This is a genomic window from Tenacibaculum soleae (assembly GCF_030549005.1).
Taxonomy (GTDB): Bacteria; Bacteroidota; Bacteroidia; order Flavobacteriales; family Flavobacteriaceae; genus Polaribacter; species Polaribacter soleae.
Genome location: NZ_JAUOSW010000004.1, coordinates 289,718 through 314,708 on the forward strand (window position 1 = coordinate 289,718; position 24,991 = coordinate 314,708).

Annotated in this window: 23 protein-coding genes and 2 tRNA genes; 16 read left to right on the top strand and 9 right to left on the bottom strand. The window is 28.5% G+C overall.

The features are described 5' to 3' along the window. The first annotated feature begins 69 nt into the window (after nt 1-69). From Q4586_RS07835 to Q4586_RS07850, 4 genes are all read left to right on the top strand, one after another. Complete coding sequence (locus tag Q4586_RS07835) at nt 70-1,056, top strand: polysaccharide deacetylase family protein (protein ID WP_303528106.1); 987 nt, start codon at nt 70-72, stop codon at nt 1,054-1,056. Nucleotide 1,057: 1 nt separating this feature from the next. Continuing rightward, complete coding sequence (locus Q4586_RS07840) at nt 1,058-1,993, top strand: GNAT family N-acetyltransferase (RefSeq protein WP_303528108.1); 936 nt, start codon at nt 1,058-1,060, stop codon at nt 1,991-1,993. A 1-nt stretch (nt 1,994) separates the two neighbouring features. Further along, entirely contained in the window at nt 1,995-3,050 is a 1,056-nt protein-coding gene (locus Q4586_RS07845) for a glycosyltransferase family 4 protein (protein WP_303528109.1), read from the top strand. 157 nt (nt 3,051-3,207) lie between these two features. Then, entirely contained in the window at nt 3,208-4,731 is a 1,524-nt protein-coding gene (locus tag Q4586_RS07850; RefSeq protein WP_367997990.1) for an ATP-binding cassette domain-containing protein, read from the top strand. Here Q4586_RS07850 and Q4586_RS07855 read toward each other — a convergent pair. Continuing rightward, entirely contained in the window at nt 4,714-5,817 is a 1,104-nt protein-coding gene (locus Q4586_RS07855; RefSeq protein WP_303528112.1) for a glycosyltransferase family 4 protein, read from the bottom strand. The genes Q4586_RS07850 and Q4586_RS07855 overlap by 18 nt on opposite strands. Nucleotides 5,818-5,938: 121 nt before the next feature. Here Q4586_RS07855 and Q4586_RS07860 point away from each other — a divergent pair, with 121 nt between their 5' ends. The 3 genes from Q4586_RS07860 to Q4586_RS07870 are packed head-to-tail and all read left to right on the top strand — an operon-like array spanning nt 5,939 to nt 9,229. Next, entirely contained in the window at nt 5,939-7,015 is a 1,077-nt protein-coding gene (locus Q4586_RS07860; RefSeq protein WP_303528113.1) for a radical SAM protein, read from the top strand. 2 nt (nt 7,016-7,017) lie between these two features. Then, complete coding sequence (locus Q4586_RS07865; RefSeq protein WP_068702915.1) at nt 7,018-8,556, top strand: B12-binding domain-containing radical SAM protein; 1,539 nt, start codon at nt 7,018-7,020, stop codon at nt 8,554-8,556. Nucleotides 8,557-8,560: 4 nt separating this feature from the next. Continuing rightward, nucleotides 8,561-9,229, top strand: a complete 669-nt coding sequence (locus tag Q4586_RS07870; RefSeq protein WP_068702917.1) for a methyltransferase — start codon at nt 8,561-8,563, stop codon at nt 9,227-9,229. Between the two features lie 43 nt (nt 9,230-9,272). Here Q4586_RS07870 and Q4586_RS07875 read toward each other — a convergent pair whose 3' ends face one another. Beyond that, nucleotides 9,273-9,875, bottom strand: a complete 603-nt coding sequence (locus tag Q4586_RS07875; RefSeq protein WP_303528116.1) for a sugar transferase — start codon at nt 9,873-9,875, stop codon at nt 9,273-9,275. A 106-nt stretch (nt 9,876-9,981) separates the two neighbouring features. Between Q4586_RS07875 and Q4586_RS07880 the strand changes: the two genes are divergently transcribed. Continuing rightward, nucleotides 9,982-10,054 (top strand) — tRNA-Met (locus Q4586_RS07880). 69 nt (nt 10,055-10,123) lie between these two features. On the opposite strand, the gene Q4586_RS07885 is transcribed toward Q4586_RS07880, so the two are convergent. Next, a complete protein-coding gene (locus Q4586_RS07885; protein WP_176714952.1) occupies nt 10,124-10,333 on the bottom strand; it encodes a hypothetical protein in 210 nt (69 codons plus the stop codon). 322 nt (nt 10,334-10,655) lie between these two features. Here Q4586_RS07885 and Q4586_RS07890 point away from each other — a divergent pair. From Q4586_RS07890 to Q4586_RS07910, 5 genes are all read left to right on the top strand, one after another. After that, nucleotides 10,656-10,728, top strand: a tRNA-Met gene (locus Q4586_RS07890). Between the two features lie 130 nt (nt 10,729-10,858). Further along, entirely contained in the window at nt 10,859-11,305 is a 447-nt protein-coding gene (locus Q4586_RS07895) for a protein-disulfide reductase DsbD domain-containing protein (protein WP_303528119.1), read from the top strand. Between the two features lie 18 nt (nt 11,306-11,323). Further along, complete coding sequence (locus tag Q4586_RS07900) at nt 11,324-13,300, top strand: protein-disulfide reductase DsbD family protein (RefSeq protein WP_303528121.1); 1,977 nt, start codon at nt 11,324-11,326, stop codon at nt 13,298-13,300. 406 nt (nt 13,301-13,706) lie between these two features. Continuing rightward, entirely contained in the window at nt 13,707-14,144 is a 438-nt protein-coding gene (locus Q4586_RS07905) for a GNAT family N-acetyltransferase (protein WP_303528123.1), read from the top strand. Nucleotides 14,145-14,175: 31 nt separating this feature from the next. After that, a complete protein-coding gene (locus tag Q4586_RS07910; protein ID WP_303528126.1) occupies nt 14,176-15,273 on the top strand; it encodes an alanine racemase in 1,098 nt (365 codons plus the stop codon). Nucleotides 15,274-15,321: 48 nt separating this feature from the next. Here Q4586_RS07910 and Q4586_RS07915 read toward each other — a convergent pair whose 3' ends face one another. From Q4586_RS07915 to Q4586_RS07925, 3 genes are all read right to left on the bottom strand, one after another. Next, on the bottom strand, nt 15,322-16,569 hold the full coding sequence (locus tag Q4586_RS07915) for an NAD(P)/FAD-dependent oxidoreductase (RefSeq protein WP_303528129.1): 1,248 nt from the start codon (nt 16,567-16,569) through the stop codon (nt 15,322-15,324). A gap of 10 nt (nt 16,570-16,579) precedes the next feature. Beyond that, nucleotides 16,580-17,587 (bottom strand): 4-hydroxyproline epimerase, encoded by a 1,008-nt coding sequence (locus tag Q4586_RS07920; RefSeq protein ID WP_303528131.1) that lies wholly within the window; start codon nt 17,585-17,587, stop codon nt 16,580-16,582. A gap of 157 nt (nt 17,588-17,744) precedes the next feature. Next, entirely contained in the window at nt 17,745-19,331 is a 1,587-nt protein-coding gene (locus Q4586_RS07925) for an aldehyde dehydrogenase (NADP(+)) (RefSeq protein WP_303528134.1), read from the bottom strand. Between the two features lie 329 nt (nt 19,332-19,660). Here Q4586_RS07925 and Q4586_RS07930 point away from each other — a divergent pair, with 329 nt between their 5' ends. The 3 genes from Q4586_RS07930 to Q4586_RS07940 all read left to right on the top strand — a co-directional run bounded on the left by Q4586_RS07930 (nt 19,661) and on the right by Q4586_RS07940 (nt 22,757). Further along, nucleotides 19,661-20,629 carry a dihydrodipicolinate synthase family protein gene (locus Q4586_RS07930; protein ID WP_218059519.1) on the top strand — a complete coding sequence of 323 codons (969 nt, stop codon included), beginning with the start codon at nt 19,661-19,663 and terminating at the stop codon, nt 20,627-20,629. 227 nt (nt 20,630-20,856) lie between these two features. Beyond that, nucleotides 20,857-21,696 (top strand): AraC family transcriptional regulator, encoded by an 840-nt coding sequence (locus Q4586_RS07935; RefSeq protein ID WP_303528138.1) that lies wholly within the window; start codon nt 20,857-20,859, stop codon nt 21,694-21,696. A 95-nt stretch (nt 21,697-21,791) separates the two neighbouring features. Continuing rightward, entirely contained in the window at nt 21,792-22,757 is a 966-nt protein-coding gene (locus Q4586_RS07940) for a PorP/SprF family type IX secretion system membrane protein (RefSeq protein ID WP_068702944.1), read from the top strand. Here the strand turns inward: Q4586_RS07940 and murI are convergent. The 3 genes from murI to Q4586_RS07955 all read right to left on the bottom strand — a co-directional run bounded on the left by murI (nt 22,754) and on the right by Q4586_RS07955 (nt 24,959). Continuing rightward, nucleotides 22,754-23,548 carry a glutamate racemase gene (murI, locus tag Q4586_RS07945; RefSeq protein ID WP_303528142.1) on the bottom strand — a complete coding sequence of 265 codons (795 nt, stop codon included), beginning with the start codon at nt 23,546-23,548 and terminating at the stop codon, nt 22,754-22,756. The two genes, Q4586_RS07940 and murI, sit on opposite strands and share 4 nt — an antisense overlap. 66 nt (nt 23,549-23,614) lie before the next feature. Further along, a complete protein-coding gene (locus tag Q4586_RS07950; RefSeq protein ID WP_068702952.1) occupies nt 23,615-24,124 on the bottom strand; it encodes an OmpH/Skp family outer membrane protein in 510 nt (169 codons plus the stop codon). A 37-nt stretch (nt 24,125-24,161) separates the two neighbouring features. Further along, nucleotides 24,162-24,959 (bottom strand): OmpH/Skp family outer membrane protein, encoded by a 798-nt coding sequence (locus Q4586_RS07955; protein ID WP_303528144.1) that lies wholly within the window; start codon nt 24,957-24,959, stop codon nt 24,162-24,164. Nucleotides 24,960-24,991: the final 32 nt, after the last annotated feature.

Here is a 24,991-nt window from a genome sequence, read left to right on the forward strand (position 1 = left end):
AAACATAGTCAAATATTTGTAAGGTTATGTTTTTGTCTCTTTTTTTCAAAAAAATAAAAAAAATAACTTATGATTTGGATGAAAGTTAAATGTCGTTTCTTATTGTTTTATAGGAATTCTTTATTAAAAATAGGATTGAAAAAAGCATTGCTTAAAAATAGGTATGGTGAACGTATTTTGTTATTTCATGGGGTTGATAAAGTAGGGAACACTAGTTTAAGCAGTAGGTTTTTTTCTGAAGAATATTTTGAGCGATTTATAGAATATATTGCGTTACACTATAATATAGTTTCTGTAGGTGATTATTATGCTAAAAATTTTAAAGAGAATACGTTGAATATAGCAATAACTTTTGATGATGGATATTTAAATAATTATGAATATGTAATTCCAATTTTGAAGAAGTATAAAGTACCGGCAAGCTTTTATATTACAACAATTCATGAGCAAGCTTCATTTTTATGGACAGATTTTTTAGATTTGGTTTCATTAAAAACAAAAGTAAAGCAAATTTTTTTTGAAGGAAATACATATGAAAAAAATAAAAAGTCTGAGTTTGTTAACAAAGGAATGTCTTTGAAAAAAAAAATGAAAACAATTTCTTATGAAAAAATTAAATCAGTTTATAAACTTTTTAATGAGGATTGGAATGTTATAAAATCGAGTTCATTAAAAGAATATTGGCAATTAATGAATTTCAGACAGATTAAAAGTATTTCGGAAAATTCATTGTTTACTATTGGTTCTCATGCCCAAACACATGCTAATTTATTAGCGATTTCAATTGAAGAAGCAAAAGGTGAAATTATTGAAAGTAAAAATAAATTAGAAAATATATTAGGGACTCCTATTGAAGAATTCGCGTTTCCTTTTGGTTATTATTCAGATGAGCTTGCTAATTATTGTTTAGAGATTGGGTATAAAAGAGTTTTACTAGTTGATTATAATAAAAAAGAGGTTAATAAAAATGAAGTTTTTAAAAATCGTTTTGTAATGAATCCTTATATTTCGTTTGAACTTCAATTAATTTGTTTATTAAAAGGCTCTTATTTTTAAAATGATGTTATATAAGTTTGTTCCACTTACTTCAGAAAATATAAAAGATTTAATTTATCTCTATAAACATGTTTTTAGGAAAATTGTAACTTTAAACGAGCTTTTAGCTAAGTTTGATACTTCTTACCTTGATACCGGTTATTTGGGGTATTTAGCTTACTATAAAGACAAACCTATTGCTTTTCAGGGAGTAGTTCCTGTCTTAATGAAATATAATGAAAAAACTGAACTTGCTGCTCAATATACAGATTCTATGACATTGCCTATTTATAGAGGAAAAGGAATATATACAGAATTATGCAAACTTACAGATGAAGCATTAAAAAAAGAGAATATTAAATTTATATGGGGATTTCCAAATCAAAATTCGGAGTATGTATTTAAGAATAAGTTAAATTGGCAATTCAATGAACGTATACGAGGTTTTAGTATAAAAACAGCTATAGTGCCAATTGAAAAGATTGCTAGAAAATTTGATGTAACCAATCGTTTATATGAGAAGAAAATTTTTAAATGTTTTAAAATATATAAAACTGATGCAATTATAAATGGAAGTGTTTTTTTTGAAAAAGATATCGTTTCAACAGTTAGGAACCGAGAATTTTATAACTATAAATCGTTTACAAATAATTTTACCATTTCTATTGAAGGAGTCCTTTTTTGGATAAAAATTAAAAATGGATTGTTAATAGGTGATATAGAAACCACATCAGAAGAGTTGTTTCATATAGCATTTAAAAAATTAAAACAAATTGCTGTATTTAATGGATTAGGAGAAATTATTATTCAGGCTTCACCTGATACGAAAATTGCGAAACTGATAAAAAAACACTCAAAAAAAACCTTTGAATCTTGGGCTGTTGGATATAAGAATTTCTCTTCTGATTTTCCTCTTGAACAACTTAAGTTTACTTTTGGAGATTTAGACACTTTTTAGTATGAAAGATAAAGAGTCACATATTGTTTTTTTAACACCAGGTTTTGCTTCTTCTGAAGAAGATTCAACTGTAATACCAGCATTAGCTATTTATTTAAAGGAATTAAAAAAGAATATTCCAAGAGTTCGTTTAACCGTTATTACATTTCAATACCCTAAATCTATTGAAGAATATAAGTGGTTTGATATTACTGTAATACCTTTAAATGGAGCTAATAAAAGGATGAAAAAACCTTTTGTATTTTATAAAGCAAAAAAAAGGCTTAATCAATTGAATGAAAAACAGCCAATTAGTTGTGTTCATAGTTTTTGGATTGGTGATTGTTCTTTTATAGGACAAAGGTTCTCGCTTAAGAACAATATAAACCATGTTGTTACAGTTATGGGGCAAGAGAGTGTCGTTAGAAATAGATTTGTGAAATTTATTAATGAGAAAAAGTCAAAAATTGTATCTCTTTCTAAAAATCATTCTGAAGATTTAAAAAATAAATTAAACATTAGCTCTCAAATAATTCCTTGGGGAATATCCTCTTCAAGTTTTCCTGATTTAGAGTTGAATTCAATTGATATTTTAGGTGTTGGTTTTTTAAATGATGTAAAAAACTATTCTTTTTTTATTAAAGTGATAGCTTTTTTAGTGAAGAAACACCCTAATATTAAAGTTGAAATTATTGGTGAAGGAAAAAAATATACCTCTTTAAAAGAAGAGATAAAAAAATTAAATCTTAATAAAAATATAAAATTAACGGGGTTATTACCAAGAAGTGAAGTTTTATTAAAAATGTCTAAATCTAATATTCTTTTACATACAAGTAGGTATGAATCTTTTGGTTTTGTTTTTCCAGAAGCTCTTTACTCAGGTATGAGAATAGTTTCTACTAATGTTGGTTGTGCTTCTGAATCAATGTTTTGGAAAGTTGGAGATAATGTAAAGGATTTAGCAAGTTATTGTGATGATTTTCTCTTGTTTACTACTGTTAATAAAAAAAGAATACATTTATATTCAATAGAAAATACAATCAAATCTTATTTGAATTTATATCAGTTAACAGAATAAAATGATAAATCAACTAAAAATTATCTTATCCATAATTCCTGAAACATTTAGGAAAAAACTACCCTTTTTTTTATCTCTATCTTTTTTAAATCTTTTGTTAGATCTAATTTCAATAGCTTATTTAACACCTGTTTTTTTGTTGTTAATAGATTATAAGATGGTTATAGAAAAAGCTTCGGAATTTATACAAATTAGTGAGTCTAATATTCCTTTGATTGTTGTTTTATTTATTGTCAGTTTTATCGTAAAAAATTTAATACAGATAAGGATTAACACCTACCAATCTCATTTTATTTTTAATATTGCAACGAAATTATCTTCAAAATTTTTAAATAATTTTTTGACAAAAAACTATCTTGATTTTCAGAAAAAAAATACAGCAAAAAGTATCCAGAATATTAAAATAGTTGGATTAGATTTTTCAAACCATATTTTGTTGTCAATTAATACATTTCTTACAGAAGGTATTGTTGTTTTTATTATATTAGGAATAGGTATTTACTTTTATTTAAAGCTAACACTAATCGTTTTAGGAATTTTTTCATTAGCTTTTATTTTTTTAATATTTCAAAGGAAAAAAAAAATTATAGCCATAAATGATTCCTTAAAAAGCAGTTATCATGAGGTTACATCACAATTAATAAATATAATTCAAGGTTTTTTGGAGTTAAAAAGCTTAAATAAAGAATTACATTTTTATAAGAAGTTTAATAAAAGCGTTCATCATTTTAATAATCAATATGCGAAGTTGGAAATTTACAAGAAATCTAATAACAAGTATTTAGAAATTTTAATGGTGGTTGGATTGACTTTTGTTGTTCTTTTTCTAATTCAAGCACAAAATTCAACAATTTCAAATGTTTTTGTAATTTCATTTATTGCAGGTTCTGCTTTAAAATTGCTACCGTCAATAAATAAAATAATTGTGTCTTATACTAATTTTCAATCATTCAAGTATACGATAGATATTTTAAGTGAAGTTGTTAACTTAAATAAAAACACGACTATAATTAATTCCCCTTTAAAAAATAATTTTATTTTAAAGGATGTTTCATTTCAGTACAGTTCTAAGAAACGTATTATTGATAATGTAAATTTAACTATTCTTAAGGGGGAGATTATTGGGATATCTGGAGATTCTGGAACAGGTAAAACAACCTTTGTAAATATTATTATGAACCTTCTAAAGCCTCAGAAAGGAGCTGTTTTTATTGATGATTTTAAAATTTGTAATGAGCATAGTTTATTTGGTTTAATTAATTATTTACCTCAAAATTCTTTTATATTTGAAGGGTCTATTATTGATAATATCACTTTAGGTGAGGGTGAAAAGAATATTGATTTTAAAAAAATTCATAAGCTTTCAGAGATCCTAGAATTAGATAGTATTATAAAATCTGAAGAAAAACTATATTTAGATATTAATTCTTTAAAAATATCTGGAGGTCAAAAGCAACGAATTGCATTATTACGTTCACTTTATCATAATTTTGATATTTTAATATTAGATGAAGCGACAAATCAATTAGATGAAAAGTTAGAAGAAAGAATACTTAATTATCTTGTTGAATTAAAAAAAGAAGGAAAAACAATTATAATGATTTCACACAACCCAAAAATGAAAAAAATTAGCGATAAATATTATGTTCTAAAAGATAGAAAATTAGTGATGATTAAATAAAGTTTCAATTAATTTTTCTAAGCCAGATGATAAAGCCTTAAAAGAAAGTTTATTATTAAAATGGTTTTTAATTTTTAATGATAGTGATTTAGAATTAAAATTCTTTAACGATTTTAATTTTTCTAGAAGATCTTCTTTATCTCCTGGTTTAAATAGTTTTGCATATTTACCATTCTCAGTTATTGCTCTATTTGAAGCAATATTAGTTATTATAGGGATACATCCACAAGCCATCGATTCTATAAGAGCTGTTGATCCACCCTCATAGTATGATCCTAATAAAAAATAAGTGCTTTTTTGATACCATTCTTCTAATTCTGAATTATCAATAACTCCCATTAGTTTGATTTCATTTGTTATTCCACTTAAATTTAGAATGTCAATAATTTTTTTCTCTAGTTCTTTCTCTGAATAAAATAAGACTAATTTGGCTTTTGAATTGATTTTGATATAAGATATAAATGCTTCTATTATAGTTATAGGGTCTTTGTTTTTATTTAGTCTACCAACCCAAATAAATAAATTAGCATCCTTTTTGATAGTGCTATTATAAGAAAAGTGAGTAGATAATTCAGGTTGGGTAAAAATTTTAACTCTAGAAGATATTAAATCTTTTGAGATCCAATTATCAGCCATATCAATAGATGTGAAAATATAAGCATCAACAAATTTATCTAACTTACTTAAAATATTTTTCTTAAGCCAGTTATGAGGAGGCCTTTCAGCATGATGTTGAATAATGATTTTGGTGTTTTTTTTTAAATAAAATTTAAAGAAAATAACATGATATATCTTACTAAAACCATGAATGTAAATAACATCAGGAGAAATTTTTTTAATTAAAAAATGAGTTTTTAAATCAATTAAAAACTTCTTGTTATTTGTTTTTCTTTGGAAATAATAAAAAATATTATTTTTAATAAAAAAGTTTTTTACACCAATAAATTCTATGACACTAATTTTATGTTTTTTTTTAAGTTCTAAAAGAACGTCATATACAAAGTGAAATTTTATAAGTTTTTCATTTGGGTCTAGGATTTTAGGTAAAGAATGGTAATTTAAAAATAATACATGTTTACTCTTCATTTTTTAATTGGGGATTATTTTTTATAATATTAATAAAAAATAATTAGGTTTTAAAGCTTAAAACTTATATTTTTCTTATTTATTTTAAATTAAATTTATAGTTCAAGAGAACACATTAAATATGTACAAAGTATTAAAAACAATCAATAAAAATTATTTTCCAAACAAATATTTATTCGCACCAGAGTGGATTGTTTTAGGGGTAAATAATGTTTGTAATTTACATTGTAAAATGTGTGATGTAGGAACCAAAAATTTAGAGAGTAATTTTGCTCAAAATTTAGTGGGGACTCATCCTATAAACATGCCAATAGAATTAATTAAAAATATTATTGATCAAGTAAAAGAAAATTTCCCTAAGACTAAATTAGGTTATGCTTTTACAGAACCTTTAGTATATCCTCACTTGATTGAGTCTTTAGCATACGCAAATAAGATGGAGTTGTATACAACCATAACAACAAACGCTTTAACCTTAAAATATAAAGCGCAACAACTAGTAGATTCAGGAGTTAATGAAATTTATATATCTTTAGATGGTCCAAAAGACATTCACAATGAGATTAGAGGTCATAAAAAATCTTTTCAAAAAGCATTAGAAGGTATTGAGGAGCTTATTAAAATTAATCCTAAACAATCTGTATCTGTTTTTTGCGTAATTACAGAATGGAATATTGGTTATTTAACTCAATTTATTAATGAAATTAAACATTTGCCTTTAAAAGAAGTTGGTTTTATGCATACTAATTTTACCCCAGAATATGTTGCTCGGTCCCATAATGAAAAATGGAGTCAATACTATTTAGCTACTTCGTCAAATATGGATGAAATAAATATAGATAATTTTAATCTTGATACTCTTTTAAAAGAAATAAAAAAGATAAAAACTACCAAATTAAATTTTAATGTAAGTTTTTCACCAGATATATCTACAAAAGAAGGGTTAGATGTTTTTTATCATGCACCCCAAGAAATTATAGGAAAAGGATGTAATGATGTTTTTGGAAACATAATGATAAAATCTGATGGTAGTGTAATTCCGGCTCATGGAAGATGTTATAATTTAGAGTTAGGAAATATGTATAAGGAATCTTTGAAAGAGGTTTGGAACTCTAAAGTATTGAAAAAATTACGTAATGACTTAAATAAATCAGGAGGGTTGTTCCCAGCCTGTAGTAGATGCTGTAGTGCTTTTTAATTATGAAAAATAAAGTAATAATATTTAATCCTAAAAGTGGAAATGCAAAACATAGAATACCGAACTCTATTTTGCAGGTTGGAGCATCTATTCATGAAGAGTTTGAATATGTTTTGGTAGATGGGAATTTAGAAAAAGATCCACTTCAAGAAATTTTTAAATATTTAGAAACAGGTGAGTATAAGTATTTTTGTTCAACTGTTATGCCGGGACCACAACTTAGACAAGCAATTCCTTTTACCAAAAAAATAAAAGAAACGTTTCCTAATGTTACTGTAATTTGGGGAGGTTATTTTGCCTCTAACCAATACGAGGTTTGTATGGATTCTCATTTAGTAGATTATATTGTAAATGGGCCTGGAGATGTAACTTTTCCTTCTTTATTAAGTGTCTTAGAAGGAGAAAAATTAGGTAAAGTAGTCTTTGAAAAAACGTTGAGTAATATAGATAATTTGATTTTTAGAAATGGTGATGGAAAAATCGTTAAGACTAAAAAAGAAAAATTGTTAGATCAGGATGCATTACCCAATTTACCTTATACTTATTTAGATACTTTTTACCCACTTGAAAGTTATTTAGGAAAAACTTTTATGGGGAAAAGAACTTTAGCTTATCATTCGAGTATGGGGTGTCCATTTACATGTTCATTTTGTGGAATTGTACCGATTTTTAGTGGTAGATGGAAAGGTAAATCAGCTGAAGGAATGTATCAAGATGTAAAGTATTTTAAAGAGAAATACAATGTTGATGCAATTGAATTTCATGACAATAATTTTTTTACCTCAAAAAAACGAGTTTTAGAATTTTCTAATTTAATTTTAGAGGATAATATTAAATACTGGGGAGAAGGAAGAATTGATACACTTAATAAATATTCTGATGAAGAGCTAAAGTTGATGAAAAAGGCAGGTTGTGAAATGATTTTTTTAGGCGCAGAAACAGGAAATGATGAAGTGTTAAAGCAAATGAATAAAGGAGGTACACAATCTGGGAAAATGATTAAAGACTTTGCTTTACGTATGGGGAAAGCGGAAATTATTCCTGAAATGTCATTTGTTTTAGGAATGCCCGCAGATACTGAAGAACAAGTGTATAAACAGATTCTTTGGGATATCAATTTTATTAAAGAAATTAAAGAAATAAACCCAGATACAGAAATTATTATTTATTTATATAGCCCAACCCCAACAAAAGGATCAGAATTATATAAGCAAATTTTAGATGCAGGTTTTTCTTTTCCAGAGACTTTAGAGGAGTGGGTTTTGCCAAGTTGGGAAAATTTTGATTTACGTAAAAACCCATTAACTCCTTGGTTAAAACCATACATGATTGATACCATTAAAGATTTTGAAACGGTATTGAACGGAAAATATCCAACAGTATCTGATTTTAGAATTCGTGGATATAAGAAAAACATATTACGTTTGGTTTCTAATTGGCGTTACAAAACAGGTTTTTACAATTACCCTTATGAAATAAAAGTATTACATAAAGTTTGGAAATACCGTCAACCAGAAGTAGAGGGTTTTTACTCAGAATAGAATTATGAGAGGTTTTATAAAAAAAGTAATTCACCCTTTCTTTAGAGTTATAACTAAACTTTGGTTTTCTAAGCCAAGGAAGTATTCTTATAAAAAAGTAAGTGTAACAGTACATCCAGAAGTGTTTCCTCCGCATTATACAATAAGTACTAAAATTTTATTAGATTTTATTAGCACTTTAAGTATTTCAAAAAAAGACTTTTTAGAGCTAGGTTGCGGTTCAGGAATCATTTCTTTATATGCGGCGTCAAAAAAAGCAAACGTTACAGCAGTAGATATAAACGTAAAGGCTATCGAGTATTTAAAAAAATCGGCTTTAAAAAATAACTTATCGATTACTGTGATATATTCAGATTTGTTTTCTGAATTGAAAGATTCATATTTCGATTTGATAGTCATAAATCCTCCTTATTATCCTAAAGATCCACAAAATCAAAAAGAACAAGCTTGGTTTTGTGGGGTAGATTTTGAGTATTTTAAACAATTGTTTCATGAATTATCTAAAAGAAAAAAAACTGAAACTGTATATATGATTCTTTCAGAAGATTGTAATTTAGCTAAGATTAAAGATATTGCTTTAAATCACCACTTTGAAATGAAAATTATTTTAGAAAAGAAAGTGTTTAAGGAGAGAAATTTTATTTTTCAAATTATTAAGAATAAAAAGTTATAATTAGGTGAAAATTTATTAAACCCCGTAATTTAGGATGAGTTTGTTAGTTACTATTTAAGGTTAAAACTATTTTAATAGTTTTAACCAAAATAATGAAGTCTAATTTCCAAGAGTATTTTTCTATATAGTATAAATCAAACTTTAATTTTTTTAGGTTGTCCTTAGGTTTTGCTTTAGGTAAATTAACTTGAGCCCAGCCAGTAATACCTGGCTTTATGGCATGTCTTAACTTAAAAGAAGAATTCTCTTTTAAATATTCATTAACATAATGAGGTTGTTCAGGTCTAGGACCTATAAAACTCATGTCGCCTTTTAAAACATTAAATAGTTGAGGGAGTTCGTCAATTTTAGAAAGTCTTAAGATTTTACCTAAAGAGAAAATTTTAAAATTAGATTTTTCTATGTGGTCATTTTGAACATTAGAAATTGTTCTTATCTTGTATATTAAAAATAGTTTATTATCTTTTCCTACTCTTGTTTGTGAATATATAGCAGATTCTTTTAGGGTTATTTTAGTTAGTAATAAAGCAATTATAATTAAAGGTAGTGATATCGGTAAAAAAAAGAAAACAATACAAATGTCAAACATTCTTTTCAATATTTTTCTTTTCTTTCTTTCTAAAGACGAACTAGAATTTTCAATCATTTTAACGAAAAAAGGAATTTTTTATAAATATATTAAATACATTTAAAAAAAAACATCGTGTTGAAAAAAATATTACATAAAAACGAATTTTATTTGCACTCGAAATCGCGAGATAGAGTAGTAGGTAGCTCGTCGGGATCATAACCCGAAGGTCACTGGTTCGAGTCCAGTTTCCGCTACTAAGAAAAAGTCTTTCATTATATTTGAAAGACTTTTTTGTTAAAAGTAAAGTTTGGTAATGAGTTACTTTATTTAAAGCAATCTGATTTTTTTGGTTTTTGGTTAGCAGGTGTTAAATCACGGCGATAAAATACTGTTTTACCAATGCTAATATTTGATTTTTTAGCACTCATATCTAAAAAAAGTTCTTTTTCTCCCTTCTTTGCAAAATCATACGTTAAATCATTGATACAATGCCTTTTGTTGTTCTTTGTAATTATAACAAACCAGTAGCGCATATACTTTTGTGGTTGCCGTAGGTTTTTTAGCATGCATGTCATAGGACAAAGGAGAAACTAATAAACGTGCATTTCCGTATTGGTTTTCTTTTAAGAATGTTTTTCATCTGTATTTAAATTAAGTTGTACTTTAAAAATATATGTTTTATGTGTGTTAAAAAATACCTAATTCTAGGTATTTTGATGCTATTGAATTTTCTTAAATAAATAAAGGATAGCCTTTAAATTGAGGGTTGTTTATATTTTGAGTATAAAATAAAAACTAAAAAACAAAAAATAGTATTGTAGTTTAATAAAAACATAGTATATTTGCAGTCCAAATCGCGGGATAGAGCAGTAGGTAGCTCGTCGGGCTCATAACCCGAAGGTCACTGGTTCGAGTCCAGTTCCCGCTACTAGTAAAGAGTAATCAGCAATGATTACTCTTTTTTTGTTTAAAAAGTTAAACTTTTTTATTGTTCTTGTTTTACAAAAGAAAGATGTTATTTTTACAAAAAATAGAATAACTTTTTTAATTGTATAAAAATGAGTAAATTAATAGCGATCTTAATCTTTACAATAAGTTCTGTGTCATACGGGCAAATGCACAGTCCTGTAAAATGGACAACCACAGTAAAAAAAATATCTGATAAAGAAAGTGAATTAATTGCCGTAGCTACATTAGATGAGGAATGGTACATTTATTCTCAAGAAATACCTAAAGGAGGGCCATTACCTACGGTGTTTTCATTTACAGGAGATCAACGTTACTTAAAAAAAGGAAATACAAAAGAAGAAGAAGGGCACGTTGTAGATGATGATGTATTTGATATGCGTATTAAATATTTTGATAAAAAAGCAGTTTTTAAACAACGTATTCGATTAAAAACAAACGAAAAGTTTATCATAAAAGGTACTGTTGAATATATGGTTTGTTCTGGTGAAAATTGCTTACCTCCAAAAGAAGAAGATTTATCTTTTTCAATTAATTAAAGTTTTAAGAAATAGTAAATGAAAAAAACAGGAATATTATTATTTTGTTTATTGATAAGCTTATCAGCAACAAGTCAAATATTTAATCCAATTAAATGGACAACTAAAGTTGAAAAAGTAACAGATTCTAAGTTTAAACTAATAACAATAGCAACTATTGAAAATGGTTGGAGCTTATATTCTCAACAAGTACCAAAAGGAGGACCAATACCAACAACTTTTACTTATGATGATGTTGGAGGTAAAATTACAATAGTCGGAAATACGAAAGAACCTAAAGGAAAAATTAAGTTTACCAAACTGTTTAGTGAAGCAGGAATGAACATTAAATCTTTTGCTCATAAAGCGATTTTTGAACAAGAAATAACTTTGGTAGATGCTAGTATTCAAAAAGTCGATGCTTTTGTAGAGTTTATTGCATGTACTGAAGAGCAGTGTTTGCCTCCAAAAGAAATAGAACTCACTTTTGCTTTAAATAAAGCGAGTATTAAAAACAAAAATGCAACTAAAATAAAGACAACAAAAAACGGTAAGGATGATAAAAAAGGTTTATTAAGTATCTTTCTTATTGCTTTTTTATCAGGTTTTGCCGCCTTATTAACCCCGTGTGTTTTTCCGATGATTCCGATGACGGTAAGCTTTTTTACAAAACAAAGTAAAAGTAAAGCTAAAGGAATAAAAAATGCAATTATTTACGGGATTTCAATTATCGGAATATATGTATTATTAGGTACCGTAGTTACCGGTATTTTTGGTGCAGATGCTTTAAATGCTTTATCAACAAATGTTTGGTTTAACATTATCTTCTTTTTAATTTTAGTAATTTTTGCAGTTTCCTTTTTAGGAGCTTTCGAAATAACATTGCCAAGTTCTTGGGCTACAAAAGTAGATTCACAAGCAGATAGAGGTGGATTATTAGGAATCTTTTTTATGGCATTAGCCTTAGCAATTGTATCATTTTCTTGTACTGGGCCAATTGTAGGAACCTTGTTAGTAGAGGCAGCCTCAAAAGGGGGAATCGCGCCTATTGTAGGTATGTTAGGTTTCTCTTCAGCTATCGCAATACCATTTGCATTGTTTGCAGCTTTTCCGGGTTGGTTAAATTCACTGCCAAAATCAGGAGGTTGGTTAAATACAGTGAAAGTTGTATTAGGATTTTTAGAATTAGCTTTAGCTTTTAAATTCTTATCGAATGCCGATTTAGTATTGCAATTACATCTACTAGAAAGAGAAGTATTTATTGCAATTTGGATAGCTATTTTCGGAGCTTTAGCATTATACTTATTTGGTAAAATTCAATTGCCACATGATAGCCAGCAAAACCATATTTCAGTAGGTAGATTAAGCTTAGGATTAATAGTAGCATCATTTACTATTTATATGTTACCTGGTATGTGGGGAGCACCTTTAAATTTAATCTCGGCTTTTCCGCCACCACAACATTATAGCGAATCTCCTTATGGGGTAGGCTTTACAAAACAAAACACTGTAACAGTTTCAAATAACGATACAAATACACATAATAGTTTACCTGAAGGTGCACATTTAATGCCTCCGCATGATATTATTTCTTTTCATGATTATGACAAGGGATTAGCATATGCTAAAAAAGTAGGGAAACCAGTAATGATAGATTTTACAGGGCATGCTTGTGTAAATTGCCGAAAAATGGAGCAAAATGTTTGGGTTAAACCTAAGGTTTTAGAGGTATTAAAAAACAAAGTAGTACTTATATCATTATATGTTGACGATAAAAGGGCTTTAAAAGAAGGTGAAGTTGTTGAATCAAAATTAAACCCAGGAAAGAAATTAAAATATATAGGACAAAAATGGAGTGAAATGCAGACTATAAAATATAAAGCAAATTCACAACCATTTTATGTGTTAATGGCACATGATGAATCTAATTTAATTGACCCCGTTGCGTACACTCCAGATGCATCAGAATATTACAATTGGTTAGAAAAAGGAATTGCAAATTTTAAAAAACAATAATAAAAAAGCTTCTCTATAACGAGAAGCTTTTTTTATTATTTGTGCTTTATTATATAGTTTTCTAAAAATAATATACCTTTGCACAATATGTTAGATACTACACACGAGAAAAAAAATCAAAGAGTTTTTACTTTTAACTACCTTGTTTTTCGTAACCAATCAAATAAATTTATTCCGCCTGGGATATAATAATATTTAATTGTTTTCTTTTTTAAGAAAACAAACCACCCATTTCTTCTTTTTTAACAGAAATACTCTATCACCCAGAAGTAATTTTTTAATTTATATTGTTTTATAATTATAAAGCAGTATGATTGATGCCTTATGCAAACCATTATGCATTCTATTTTATTTCATTTATGAATTAAAATAGTATGTTTCATTATACAACCTTAAAATAAAAGACATGATGTTAAAAACATACGATGCGTTTAATCGCATTACACCTTTAAAAATAGAAAAAGTAACCAATTTTTTATTCGAACACCTTGAAAATTATGGAGATAGTAAAACAGCAATAAAAAAAGCAATAGATTACGCAGCCAAAGAGAGAACAGGTTTAGGTGGTTATGTATTTACTATTGAAAATGATAATATAATTGTAGGAGCAGTTGTTGTTAATAAAACTGGTATGGATGAGTATATACCTGAAAACATTTTAGTTTACATAGCAACTCACAATGAGCATAGAGGTAAAGGAATCGGTAAAAAGATTATGAAATATGCTATAGATAACTGCAAAGGAGATATAGCATTACATGTTGAAAAAGATAATCCTGCAAAATTTCTATATGAAAAATTAGGGTTTACAACCCCTTATTTAGAAATGAGGTTAAAACGATAAGTAAAAATACTCAATATAACCTTTAAATAATATGGCAGAATTAATAATTCATTCAGAAAGGATAAAACATAATATAAAAAGTTTAAGTAGTTTTTTTGAAAAAAATAATATAGAATGGAGTTTGGTTACAAAAGTGTTTTCAGGAGATAAAACTTTTTTAAAAAGAGTTTTAACCCCAGATGTGACTGAGAAAATAAATTCAGTAGGAGATTCTAGATTAACAAGTCTAAGAAACATACGAACAGTAAACTCTAAAGCAAAAACTATTTATATTAAGCCACCCGCAGATATTTATGTCGATGATGTTGTCGAATATGCAGATATATCCTTAAATACATCTTTATCAACAATTAAAAAATTAAACGAAGCTGCAAAAAAGAAGCAAAAAACTCATAAAGTAATTGTTATGGTTGAGTTAGGGGAGCTTCGTGAAGGTGTTAAGCGAGATGATATTTTAGGATTTTATGAACAGGTTTTTAAACTTTCAAATATAGAAGTTATCGGTATAGGTTCAAATTTAGGCTGTATGTATGGAGTAGAGCCAACGTATGACAAATTATTGCAATTATCATTATATAAAGAATTAATTTCAGCAAAGTTTGATAAAGAATTAAAATATGTTTCTGGAGGAACCTCTATAACATTACCACTAATTGAAAATAAAATGATTCCTAAAGAGATTAATCATTTTAGAATAGGAGAAGCTGCTTTTTTTGGTATTAGTCCTCTTGAAAATAAACAGTTTCAAAATTTATTTACAGAAACCTTTGAGTTTTATGCAAATATTATTGAATTAGAAGAAAAAAAAATTGTTCCAGACGGTATTATAAGTGAAGCTAATATTGGGCATACAACAGATTATGATCAAAAAAAACTAAAAGAAACATCTTACAAAGCGATACTAGATTTTGGTTTACTAGATGTTAACAAAGAGGATGTAGAAACAGATGATTCTGATATTTCTTTTGTAGGAATAACATCCGACATGTTGGTTATTGATGTTGGTACAAATAAAGATACTTTAGGAAATGTAAAATATAAAGTAGGAGATAAGGTTAAATTTAAACTTAATTATATGGGAGTTGCCAGGTTGTTAAGCTCTAAGTTTATTGATAAAATATACTTATAAGATTTTGCGATTTATTTTCAAGAGAGAAGTATAATCTCTCTTGAAAATTTAATCATATCTATTCGGATTAAAAGGGCTAATATCTAAACTAGTTTTTTCTTCAGATATAATTTCAGAAACTAGTTTTCCGGTTGCAGGTCCTAAGCTCCAGCCCATCATCGCATGCCCGGTTGCAATAGTAATATTTTTAACTTTAGATAAACGACCAATATAGGGTAATCCATCAGGAGAACATGGTCGCAATCCGCTATCAGCGTTATCAATTTCGAGTTGATTTATATCTAGACCTTTATAATAGTTTTCCCCTGCTTTTGTAATAGTTTTTACGCGAGTGGCATTTATTTGGTTGTTTAATCCGCCTATTTCCATAGTTCCTGCAAAACGAGTAAAACCATCCATTGGTGTAACAGCAACTTTTGCTTCAGTTAAAATAGCTGGAATTTTAATACCAGTGTCTTTTTTAACATCAATTCGATAACCTTTACCAGCCTGTATAGGTATTGTTGTGTTTAGTTTTTTTAATAGTTTTTGTGACCATGAGCCAGAAGCAATAATAATTTCATCAGCAAATAACTCTTGTTTGGTTGTTTTAATAGAAGTTACATTATTTTTAACTGTATTAAAATCGAGTACTTCTTCGTTTTGTAAAAAAGTAACTTCATTGTTTATTAAATATTTTTTTATTTGAGGCATAAAATCATTTGGCGTCATATGAGCATCAGAATGATAATAGACTGCGCCCTTAATATTTAAATTCACATTGGGTTCTAATTTTTGAACTTCTTGTTTTGTTAAAAGTTCAACCTTTAAGCCTTCTTCAATTGCAACTTTTCCCGTATTCCATTCTTCTTCTCCTGCTTTATCTGTCTTGTAATACATCAGCAAACCATTGTTTTGATAAAAAAAATCAAAATCATTCGAATTCTTCATTTCTTCATATAAAGCTTTACTAAATAGATTAATATTCTTTATAACAGGAATAGATGAGGTTACTTTTTTAGTAGTTGATGCTTTTTTAAATAATAACGACCATTTTAAAAAGTCGATATCTAGACGTGGTTTTATTGAAAACGGACTTGTGGTACTAAGCATCCATTTAATTCCCTTATTAATCATTCCTGGAGCTGCTAAAGAAATAATATGACTAGGCGTTATTATACCCGCATTTACGTGTGAAGCACCAGATGAAAAATCATTTTTTTCGATTACAGTAACTTTATACCCTTTTTTTTGAAGATAATAAGCACTACACAAACCAATAATTCCGCCACCAATAATTAATATTTTTTTAGACATAGGAATATTTTTAAATTACCTGAAAACCATGTGCATACGGGTCATCTTCATCATTAATAATTATGTTATTATATCCAAATACTTTTGCCCAGCCTTGTATGCTTGGTATAATTGCTGGTTTTCCGTTTAAAGTAGTTTCTTTTGTTACCTTACCAATAAATTTGCTGCCAATAAAACTTTCGTGAATAAAAGGTTCATCTAACTTTAATTTTCCTTTTGCGTATAATTGAGCTAAACGAGCTGAGGTACCTGTACCACAGGGACTCCTGTCAATAGCTTTATCACCATAAAAAACAGCATTTCTTCCAGATGATGTTACGTCAATTGGATTTCCTGTCCATAACAGATGTGTTACATCTCTAATAGTTTCGTTTTCAGGGTGAATAAACATATCAGGATATTTTTCATTGATGTTTTTTCTAACAACTTGTGAAAATTGAATAATCTTTGAAGCTGAAAAATTATGAATTCCACTAAAGTTTTTTTGAGGATCTATAATGGCATAATAATTACCGCCATAGGCAACATCAAAAGTAATGTTTCCTAATTCAGGACAGTTAACAGTTAAATTTTCAGCAGCTAAATAGCTTTTTACGTTTGTAAGTTTTACCCAATCTACTTTTTCATTTGTTTGTTGATATTCGATTTCAACCAATCCAGCGGGGGCTTCCATTTTAATTTTTCCTGGAGTTTTTGGTGTAATTAAACCTTCTTCAATAGCAATAGTAACGGCACCAATAGTTCCGTGTCCGCACATAGGTAAGCACCCAGAAGTTTCAATAAATAAAATAGCAAAATCATTATCAGAGTTATGCGGAGGAAATAGCATTGCTCCACTCATCATATCATGTCCACGAGGTTCAAACATTAATCCTTTACGAATCCAATCATATTCGTTTAAAAAATGTTGTCGTTTTTGGCTCATATTAGTTCCAATTAAATTGGGACTACCACCAGTAACAAGTCTTACAGGGTTTCCGCAGGTATGCGCATCAACGCAAAAGAAAGTTTTTTTCATGCTAAATTGAAGCGCCAGCTTGTATTCTTTCTTAGAAAAAACCCTTCAAAATTCCTCTAATTAAGAAAAACGAAGCTGGCTTTGTTTTCAATCTCTTTAGCGTATTCAAAAGTAGTATTTAGTTTTTTTGAATACCTAAAGAAAATGTTAATTTTTGTTAAAGTATTTGTTGTTTTGTACGTTCATTATTAACCCTACGTGAAATATTTAACGGATTTTCATTCTTTAGTTCATCCGGTAATAATTCGTTTGGCCAATCTTGATAACTAAAAGGTCTAATCCAACGTTTAATTGATTCGGTTCCAACTGCTGTAAATCTAGAATCTGATGATGCTGGATAAGGACCACCATGCGTCATAGATTCACAAACTTCAACACCTGTTGGTACTCCATTAAAAATAATTCTTCCAACTTTAGTTTGTAAAGCATCAGTTATGGGAGGTAGTTTAGCAAAATCTTCTTTTTCTGCTAAAATAGTACCTGTTAATTGCCCTTCTAAATGATTAATAATTTGTATTAATTCTGATTGGTCTTTTGCTTTTACTACTATAGAAAAAGGACCAAAAACTTCAGTTTGCATTTTAGGGTTTTCTAAAAAGTCAGCTCCTGATACTGCACATATTGTTGAAGCAGCAAAATTAGAATTAATATCTCCTTGAATTTTTTCAACGATTTTTATACCTGGTTGTGAAGTGACAACTTCTCCGTTTGACACAAAGGCATCTTTAATATTTGGATGTAACATACATTGCGATGCAATTGCTATAGTTTTTTCTGCTAAATCTTTAATAAAAGCATCTGTTTTTTCCCCTGCTATAGTTAACAATAATCCTGGGTTTGTACAAAATTGCCCTGTTCCCACAGTTATTGAATCTGCATAAGTAGCTGCTGTTTCTGCAGATTTATTTTTAATTACATTTGGCATTATTACAACAGGGTTGATACTTCCCATCTCAGCAAATACCGGAATTGGTTCAGATCTTTCAGCTCCTAAATTGTATAGTGCTCTACCACCAGCAATACTTCCTGTAAACCCTACAGCTTTTATTTTTGGGTGTTTTACTAATGCACTACCAACAATTCTTCCGCTTCCAGTAATGTTTGAAAATACACCATTTGGCATTCCTGTTTTTTCTGCTGCTTTTATAATTGCTGAAGCTACTAATTCTCCTGTCCCTGAGTGCATTGCGTGTGATTTTACAATTACAGGACAACCTGATGCTAATGCACTTGCTGTATCTCCTCCTGCAGTTGAAAAAGCTAAAGGGAAGTTACTTGCTGCAAACACCACAACAGGGCCTAAAGGAATTGACGTTTTTCTAATATCTGACTTAGGTAATGGCTGTCTTGTAGGGATTGCTTCATCAATGGTAATGCTTCTCCATTCATCTTTTAAAATTAATTCAGCAAAGGCTCTCAATTGACCTATGGTTCTACCTCTTTCTCCTTGTGCTCTTCCTTCAGGTAAACCAGACTCTAACATATACATATCGGTTAGTTCTGAGTCTAAAGCTAATATTTCATCAGCTATTGCATTTAAAAAAACAGCTCTTTGCTTTCCTGGTATTTTACGATATGTTTTAAAGGCACTGTCTGCTAACATTACAGCTTCATTTACTTCTTCTAAAGTAGCTTGGTGAAAAGCGGTAGGATTTTGTATGTTTAACTTTGGATTTATTGTTTTGTGCGTTTTCGTTCCGTTTCCAGACAATCTATTTCCTATATAATTTTTTCCTGTAATCATTGTGATTCTTTATTTATATTCTATACCAATCGGGTTTGTAACATTGATCTTATTTCTTTAAAAAGAACATCAATTTTAAATACATAAAAGCCTAATTTTGATAAAGATATTAATTTGTTTATTATATCAGTAAGTTATTAATTAACCTTTTTGAATACAAAAATAGTATTGATTTAATATTTTTTTTGTTTATTTTCTATCTTGTTATGATACTATTTTATCCATTTATATGATTTTATTCGCGTTATGCGTGAGTAGTGTATGTGTTTGTTGTTATTTTATATAGTTTTACAAAAAACTTACTAATATAATTTTAGACAATAAGAAACATGATAAAAGTAAATAATTCAGATTGGAGATATAGCGTTATGCCGGCCGTGTTTACATGGTTGAAAGAGTCAAAATCTGGCGATTTTGAAATAGACTTGGATGCTACAAAAAAATATGCAGCAGACATTTTAAAGGTTCAAGGAAAAGGTGGAAGCAGAATGGGGGGACTTGTAGGTTCTGGTACTTTAGGTGAGAACAGCTATTTGAGCTCAGAACAGCGACTTTCTTTACTAAAAGCTCTTTCTGAGGTTGCTAAAGAATACAATGTGCCATTAATTAGTGGAGCTGCAGCAGAAACTAAAGAAGAACTTGCTAAAATAGTTGAAGGTCTTGCTACTGTAGGAGTGGATACTGTTATGGTAATGCCTCCAAAAACTAAAGCAGTTCCTTCTGATGAAGAAATGTATGAGTACTATGCACTTGCTGAAGCAACTGCAAGAGGTGCAGGCATAACCATTATGCCTTATAACAATCCTGATGCAGCTGGATATCATGCGCTTTCAGTGGATCTTCTTTTACGAATTTCTGTTCTCCCTAATGTAACTGCACTTAAAATATCAACTATAGATGTTTCTATTATTGAAACATTGATGTTAAAGAATAAAGAATTAAAAGTTTTAGCAGGAGTCGATACAGTAACTATACATGCAGGACTTGCTGGAGCATGTGGTGGAATTACAGGTGTAGGTTGTATCTTCCCAAAGGCTAGTGTTACTATGCAAGAATATATCGTAAATGGAGAATGGGCTAAGGCAAATCAAATCTCTCAGGCAATGAATTCTATTTCATATCTTGATGCACAGCCGTTACTTATGGAATATCTTAAATATGCTTTTGGAATTCATCATAATGATGCTGATGGAGGACTTCACACATTAGGTACGAAGTTAACACAGCAACAAATTAATGATGTTCAGGTAAGATATATTCAAGCTAAAGAAAGACTTGAGGTTCTAGACTTAATATAGGTTAATTCTTTTAAGTAGTCAAAAAAACTCTTTTTTTATTGAGTTTTATTATGGTCAAATGCTTAGTATCATAAAAAGAGAGCAGATTGAGAATAGATTAATGACAAAAAGTTATATTATTTTTCTAATTAAAACTTTCTTTTTGTGATACTACCTTATCTTTTTTTGTTGAAAAATATTATTGTATTATTTGAATAGTTTTGAGTTTTTAATTTAACAGTATATTAATGAAAGTTTTACCATTTAAAATACCAAAAGTAAAAAATCTAGGATTAATTTATCAAGAAGATAAAGGACGATTTTTTTATGATAAGTTACATCAGCATGAAGAAATTCAACTTTGTTATATTGTAAAAGGTGAAGGAACTTTAATTGTCGGCGATACAGTTAATGAATATAATACAGGTGATATTTTGGTAATAGGAGGTAATCAACCACATGTTTTTAAAAGTGATATAACTAATGTACAAGAGTCATTTATGATATCACTTTTTTTTACAAGGAAATCATTTGGTGATAGCTTTTTTGAATTGGATGATTTTAAAGAGCTTACTTCTTTTTTTGACAATAGTAAAAATAGTTTTAGAGTAAAAAATAATAAGAAAGTATTAATAGATTTTTTTTTAGAACTACAAAAAAGTAGGGATTTAGTGAAGTTTATTATTTTTATTAAGATGATAGCTGTTATTTCAAATTCTGAAATTGAATATCTCTCTTCATTTGTTTACAAAAAAAAATATACAGACAATGAAGGAAAGAGAATGAGAGATATAATGGACTTTACTCTTGCTAATTTTAATAAAAAAATTGAATTGAATGAAATAGCACAAATTGCAAATATGACTTCTAATGCTTTTTGTAGATATTTTAAACAAAGAACAAATAAAACATTTTTTGCTTTTTTAAATGAACTTAGAATTGAAACGGCATGTAAATTACTGCAAAATAAAGAATATTCAATTATTGAAGTTTCTGAGAAATCTGGATTTAAAAATATTTCTAATTTTAATAGAAAGTTTAAAGAATTAAAAAGGAAAACTCCATCTAATTATCGGTTGAATTATTAAAACATTAAAAATTAATAATAAGAGCATTTTTTTTATAAATAAGTATTTTTTTATTTACTCTTAGTTATATTTGACAGCTATTTATCAAAAAATATATGAAAAGAGTTATTATCTTGTTTTTTATCGTTTTTATATCAAAAGTTAATGCACAAGAAACATTACCTATCTATGCAGATTATTTATCTGATAATGTTTATTTGTTACATCCAACTGCTGCAGGAATTGGTGATTGTGGGAAATTACGTTTAACTGCCCGTCAACAATGGATTGGAGTCAAGGACGCACCATCACTACAAACGGCTAGTTTTCATGCTAAGTTTAATGAAAATTCTAATGCAGGTTACGGTTTTGTTCTTTTTAATGATAAAAACGGATATCATTCTCAAAAAGGATTGCAAGGAACTTATGCTTATCATATAGATATGGGGAATGAAAATTTATTTAAACAATTATCATTTGGTTTGTCAATGTCAATAGTGCAAAATGAGGTTGATCAACGAAATTTCGTCAATGATCCTACTGTTAGTCAGATTATAAATAGCGATTTTTATTTTAATGCTGATTTTGGTATGGCATACCATTATAAAGGTTTTTCATCTTACTTTACAATAAAAAATATCATGCTTTCTGCAAAAAATGATTTAAACCCTGATTTTGAGTCGTATAATTTAAGAAACTATATTGTTGGAGGAGGATACTTTTTTGGTGATGCAGATAAACTACAGTTCGAACCATCAGTTATGTTACAATATAAAGATCAAACTGGCGAAAAAATTGCAGATTTAAATTTTAAAGTATACAAGCAATTTGAAACCACTCAATTATGGGCTGCTTTATCATACAGAAGAAGTTTAGATAGTAGTGTTTTTGGTGATGCACATTACATAACACCAATTGTGGGTGTTAATTATAAAAATTTAATGTTTGCTTATACTTACACTCAACAAAGTGGTGATGTCGTTTTTTCTAATGGAGGTTTTCATCAAGTATCATTTGGTATTGATGTTTTGTGTAGAAAACGTAGAGCTTCAGCTTGTCCAAATATAAATGGAAGTTTTTAAAAGTCTAAAGTAGCAACGGTAACCTTATCATAGTCTTTTAATAAATGCTGCAATACATCTTTGTTTTTGTTAATGTAAAAAACGTTAAATTCATTTTTATTGGCAGCGGCAAGAAGATTATTTTGCTTTAAAACGTTTTTAGTTTGTCTTGCTACAGCTTCTCCTGAATCAATAATTTTTATATTATTTCCCACAATTTTCTTTATTTGAGGTATTAAATACGGATAATGGGTACATCCTAAAACAATACAATCACATTTTGATGAAAGCATAGTCTTTAAATATTTATTTAATAAAGTGGTCATTTCAGAAGAGTATATTTTTCCATTTTCAATCAACTCAACTAAGCCATTTCCAACCTGTTCAACAATCGTAATTTTATTGTTAATAGAAGCAGAGGTTTTTTCAAATAAAGCGCTATTAAGTGTACCTTTAGTAGCTAATATTCCTATAGTAGCAGTTTTTGTTTGTATGGATGCCGATTTAATTGCAGGCTCAATGCCAATAATTGGAATAGAATAATTTTTTCTTAAATAACCAATTGCATTTGTTGTTGCAGTATTACAAGCAACAACAATTAGTTTACAACCTTTTTTTATTAAAAACTCAGTATTTTTAATTGATAAATCAAGAATCTGCTGTTTTGATTTTTGCCCATAAGGAGCATTTTTACTATCTGATAAATATATCGTGCTTTCATTTGGCAATAAAGCATGAATTTCTTTCCAGATCGAAGTGCCTCCAATACCAGAGTCGAAAATGCCAATAGGTTGTTGCTTTTGTGTAATCATAGACATAACAAAAATAAAAATCCTGCTGAATTCAGCAGGATTTTTATAAAATATTTTAAATGTTTCTTAGAAACCTAATTTTGCTTTTACAGCATCGTAAATATCTTCACCTTTATCATAAACGATTAATCCTTTACCAGGTGCAGCATCAAATACATATATAATTCCTTTAGCAGCAGCAACATCTTTAATTGCTTGTTCAGCTTTCTTTAAAATAGGAATTGTTTTTTCTTGGTATTTCTTTTGCATTTCTTGACTAGCAGATTGCTCAGCCTGACCAATTCTTTGTCTGTCTTGTTGAATTTCAACAGCTCTTTTTTGGTTTACTTCTTGTGTTTGGCTTTTAGCTTCTGCTTCATATTTTTTAATTTTAGCCTGTACTTTCTTTACCATCGCTTCAATATCATCACGATAAGTTTTGTTTAATTTTTCTAACTCAGCTTTCATTGCTTTAGTTGCAGGCATTTCAGATAATAATTTATCTGTATTTATATGTGCAGTTTTTTGTGCATTTGCCACACCACCTAATCCAATTGTGAAAATTGCAACTAATACTAACGTTTTTAAATGTTTCATCTTTGTTTTAATTTAATTTATGTTCTTTATTCTTGATTTATTTATTCTCTTCTGTTGTTGCTTTCTTTTTAACCTCTTCTTGTGCTTTTTTTAATGCATCCTTTTTCTGTTTCAGCAACCTTCTCTTATCAGCTCTCAGTTTTAATTTAGCTTGTCTTTTTTCTTCGATGAGTTTTATTTTAGCTAACCGGTCTGCTTCTTTTTTAGATCTAAGTGCTTTCTTTTTAGCTATTTTATCTTTTTGCTCATCAGTTAAACTTTCATTTTTAAGTAACTCTTTTTTAGCTGCTATTTTATCTTTCTTTTCTTGTTTTTTCTGATCAATATTAATCATTTTAACAATAAGGTCGCTAATATCGTGTTTTTTGTTTGAATATAGCATAACTAATTCACCTGACTTGTCAAATACGAAATCATATTTTTTTCTAGCGGCAATTGTTTGTACGGCGTTAAAAACTTGATCTTGAATAGGTTTAATTAATTGTTTTCTTAAATTATACATATCCCCTTTAGGACCAAAATATAATGATTCTAATCTGCGTAAAGATTCATGTTTAATTGTGATGTCTTCTTCGCGTTCATCAATTAAATCTTTTGTTAAAATAGCCTTTTCATTTGTTAAGTCAGTTTTTAAAACTTCTATAGCCCTAGCTTCTTTGTCTAATTTAGTTCTCCATTTTTCAACTTTTGCATCTAATGAGTTTTGTGCTTCCAAATATTCTGGAATATTTTGAAGAATGTACTCCATGTCAATATATGCTATACGTTGTCCTTTTTGTGCAACAGTGATACTGGTAATAAGTAAAAGAACGAGTGCTAAAATGTTTTTTTTCATCTTGATAAAATGTATTTAGAAAAAACCGTGCC

What these genes read in the sequence shown, in the direction of transcription:
- Q4586_RS07835 (WP_303528106.1), top strand. Translation starts at nt 70, where the DNA reads ATGATTTGGATGAAAGTTAAATGTCGTTTCTTATTGTTTTATAGGAAT.
- Q4586_RS07840 (WP_303528108.1), top strand. Translation starts at nt 1,058, where the DNA reads ATGATGTTATATAAGTTTGTTCCACTTACTTCAGAAAATATAAAAGAT.
- Q4586_RS07845 (WP_303528109.1), top strand. Translation starts at nt 1,995, where the DNA reads ATGAAAGATAAAGAGTCACATATTGTTTTTTTAACACCAGGTTTTGCT.
- Q4586_RS07850 (WP_367997990.1), top strand. Translation starts at nt 3,208, where the DNA reads ATGGTTATAGAAAAAGCTTCGGAATTTATACAAATTAGTGAGTCTAAT.
- Q4586_RS07855 (WP_303528112.1), bottom strand. Translation starts at nt 5,817, where the DNA reads ATGAAGAGTAAACATGTATTATTTTTAAATTACCATTCTTTACCTAAA.
- Q4586_RS07860 (WP_303528113.1), top strand. Translation starts at nt 5,939, where the DNA reads ATGTACAAAGTATTAAAAACAATCAATAAAAATTATTTTCCAAACAAA.
- Q4586_RS07865 (WP_068702915.1), top strand. Translation starts at nt 7,018, where the DNA reads ATGAAAAATAAAGTAATAATATTTAATCCTAAAAGTGGAAATGCAAAA.
- Q4586_RS07870 (WP_068702917.1), top strand. Translation starts at nt 8,561, where the DNA reads ATGAGAGGTTTTATAAAAAAAGTAATTCACCCTTTCTTTAGAGTTATA.
- Q4586_RS07875 (WP_303528116.1), bottom strand. Translation starts at nt 9,875, where the DNA reads ATGATTGAAAATTCTAGTTCGTCTTTAGAAAGAAAGAAAAGAAAAATA.
- Q4586_RS07885 (WP_176714952.1), bottom strand. Translation starts at nt 10,333, where the DNA reads ATGCGCTACTGGTTTGTTATAATTACAAAGAACAACAAAAGGCATTGT.
- Q4586_RS07895 (WP_303528119.1), top strand. Translation starts at nt 10,859, where the DNA reads ATGAGTAAATTAATAGCGATCTTAATCTTTACAATAAGTTCTGTGTCA.
- Q4586_RS07900 (WP_303528121.1), top strand. Translation starts at nt 11,324, where the DNA reads ATGAAAAAAACAGGAATATTATTATTTTGTTTATTGATAAGCTTATCA.
- Q4586_RS07905 (WP_303528123.1), top strand. Translation starts at nt 13,707, where the DNA reads ATGATGTTAAAAACATACGATGCGTTTAATCGCATTACACCTTTAAAA.
- Q4586_RS07910 (WP_303528126.1), top strand. Translation starts at nt 14,176, where the DNA reads ATGGCAGAATTAATAATTCATTCAGAAAGGATAAAACATAATATAAAA.
- Q4586_RS07915 (WP_303528129.1), bottom strand. Translation starts at nt 16,569, where the DNA reads ATGTCTAAAAAAATATTAATTATTGGTGGCGGAATTATTGGTTTGTGT.
- Q4586_RS07920 (WP_303528131.1), bottom strand. Translation starts at nt 17,587, where the DNA reads ATGAAAAAAACTTTCTTTTGCGTTGATGCGCATACCTGCGGAAACCCT.
- Q4586_RS07925 (WP_303528134.1), bottom strand. Translation starts at nt 19,331, where the DNA reads ATGATTACAGGAAAAAATTATATAGGAAATAGATTGTCTGGAAACGGA.
- Q4586_RS07930 (WP_218059519.1), top strand. Translation starts at nt 19,661, where the DNA reads ATGATAAAAGTAAATAATTCAGATTGGAGATATAGCGTTATGCCGGCC.
- Q4586_RS07935 (WP_303528138.1), top strand. Translation starts at nt 20,857, where the DNA reads ATGAAAGTTTTACCATTTAAAATACCAAAAGTAAAAAATCTAGGATTA.
- Q4586_RS07940 (WP_068702944.1), top strand. Translation starts at nt 21,792, where the DNA reads ATGAAAAGAGTTATTATCTTGTTTTTTATCGTTTTTATATCAAAAGTT.
- murI (WP_303528142.1), bottom strand. Translation starts at nt 23,548, where the DNA reads ATGATTACACAAAAGCAACAACCTATTGGCATTTTCGACTCTGGTATT.
- Q4586_RS07950 (WP_068702952.1), bottom strand. Translation starts at nt 24,124, where the DNA reads ATGAAACATTTAAAAACGTTAGTATTAGTTGCAATTTTCACAATTGGA.
- Q4586_RS07955 (WP_303528144.1), bottom strand. Translation starts at nt 24,959, where the DNA reads ATGAAAAAAAACATTTTAGCACTCGTTCTTTTACTTATTACCAGTATC.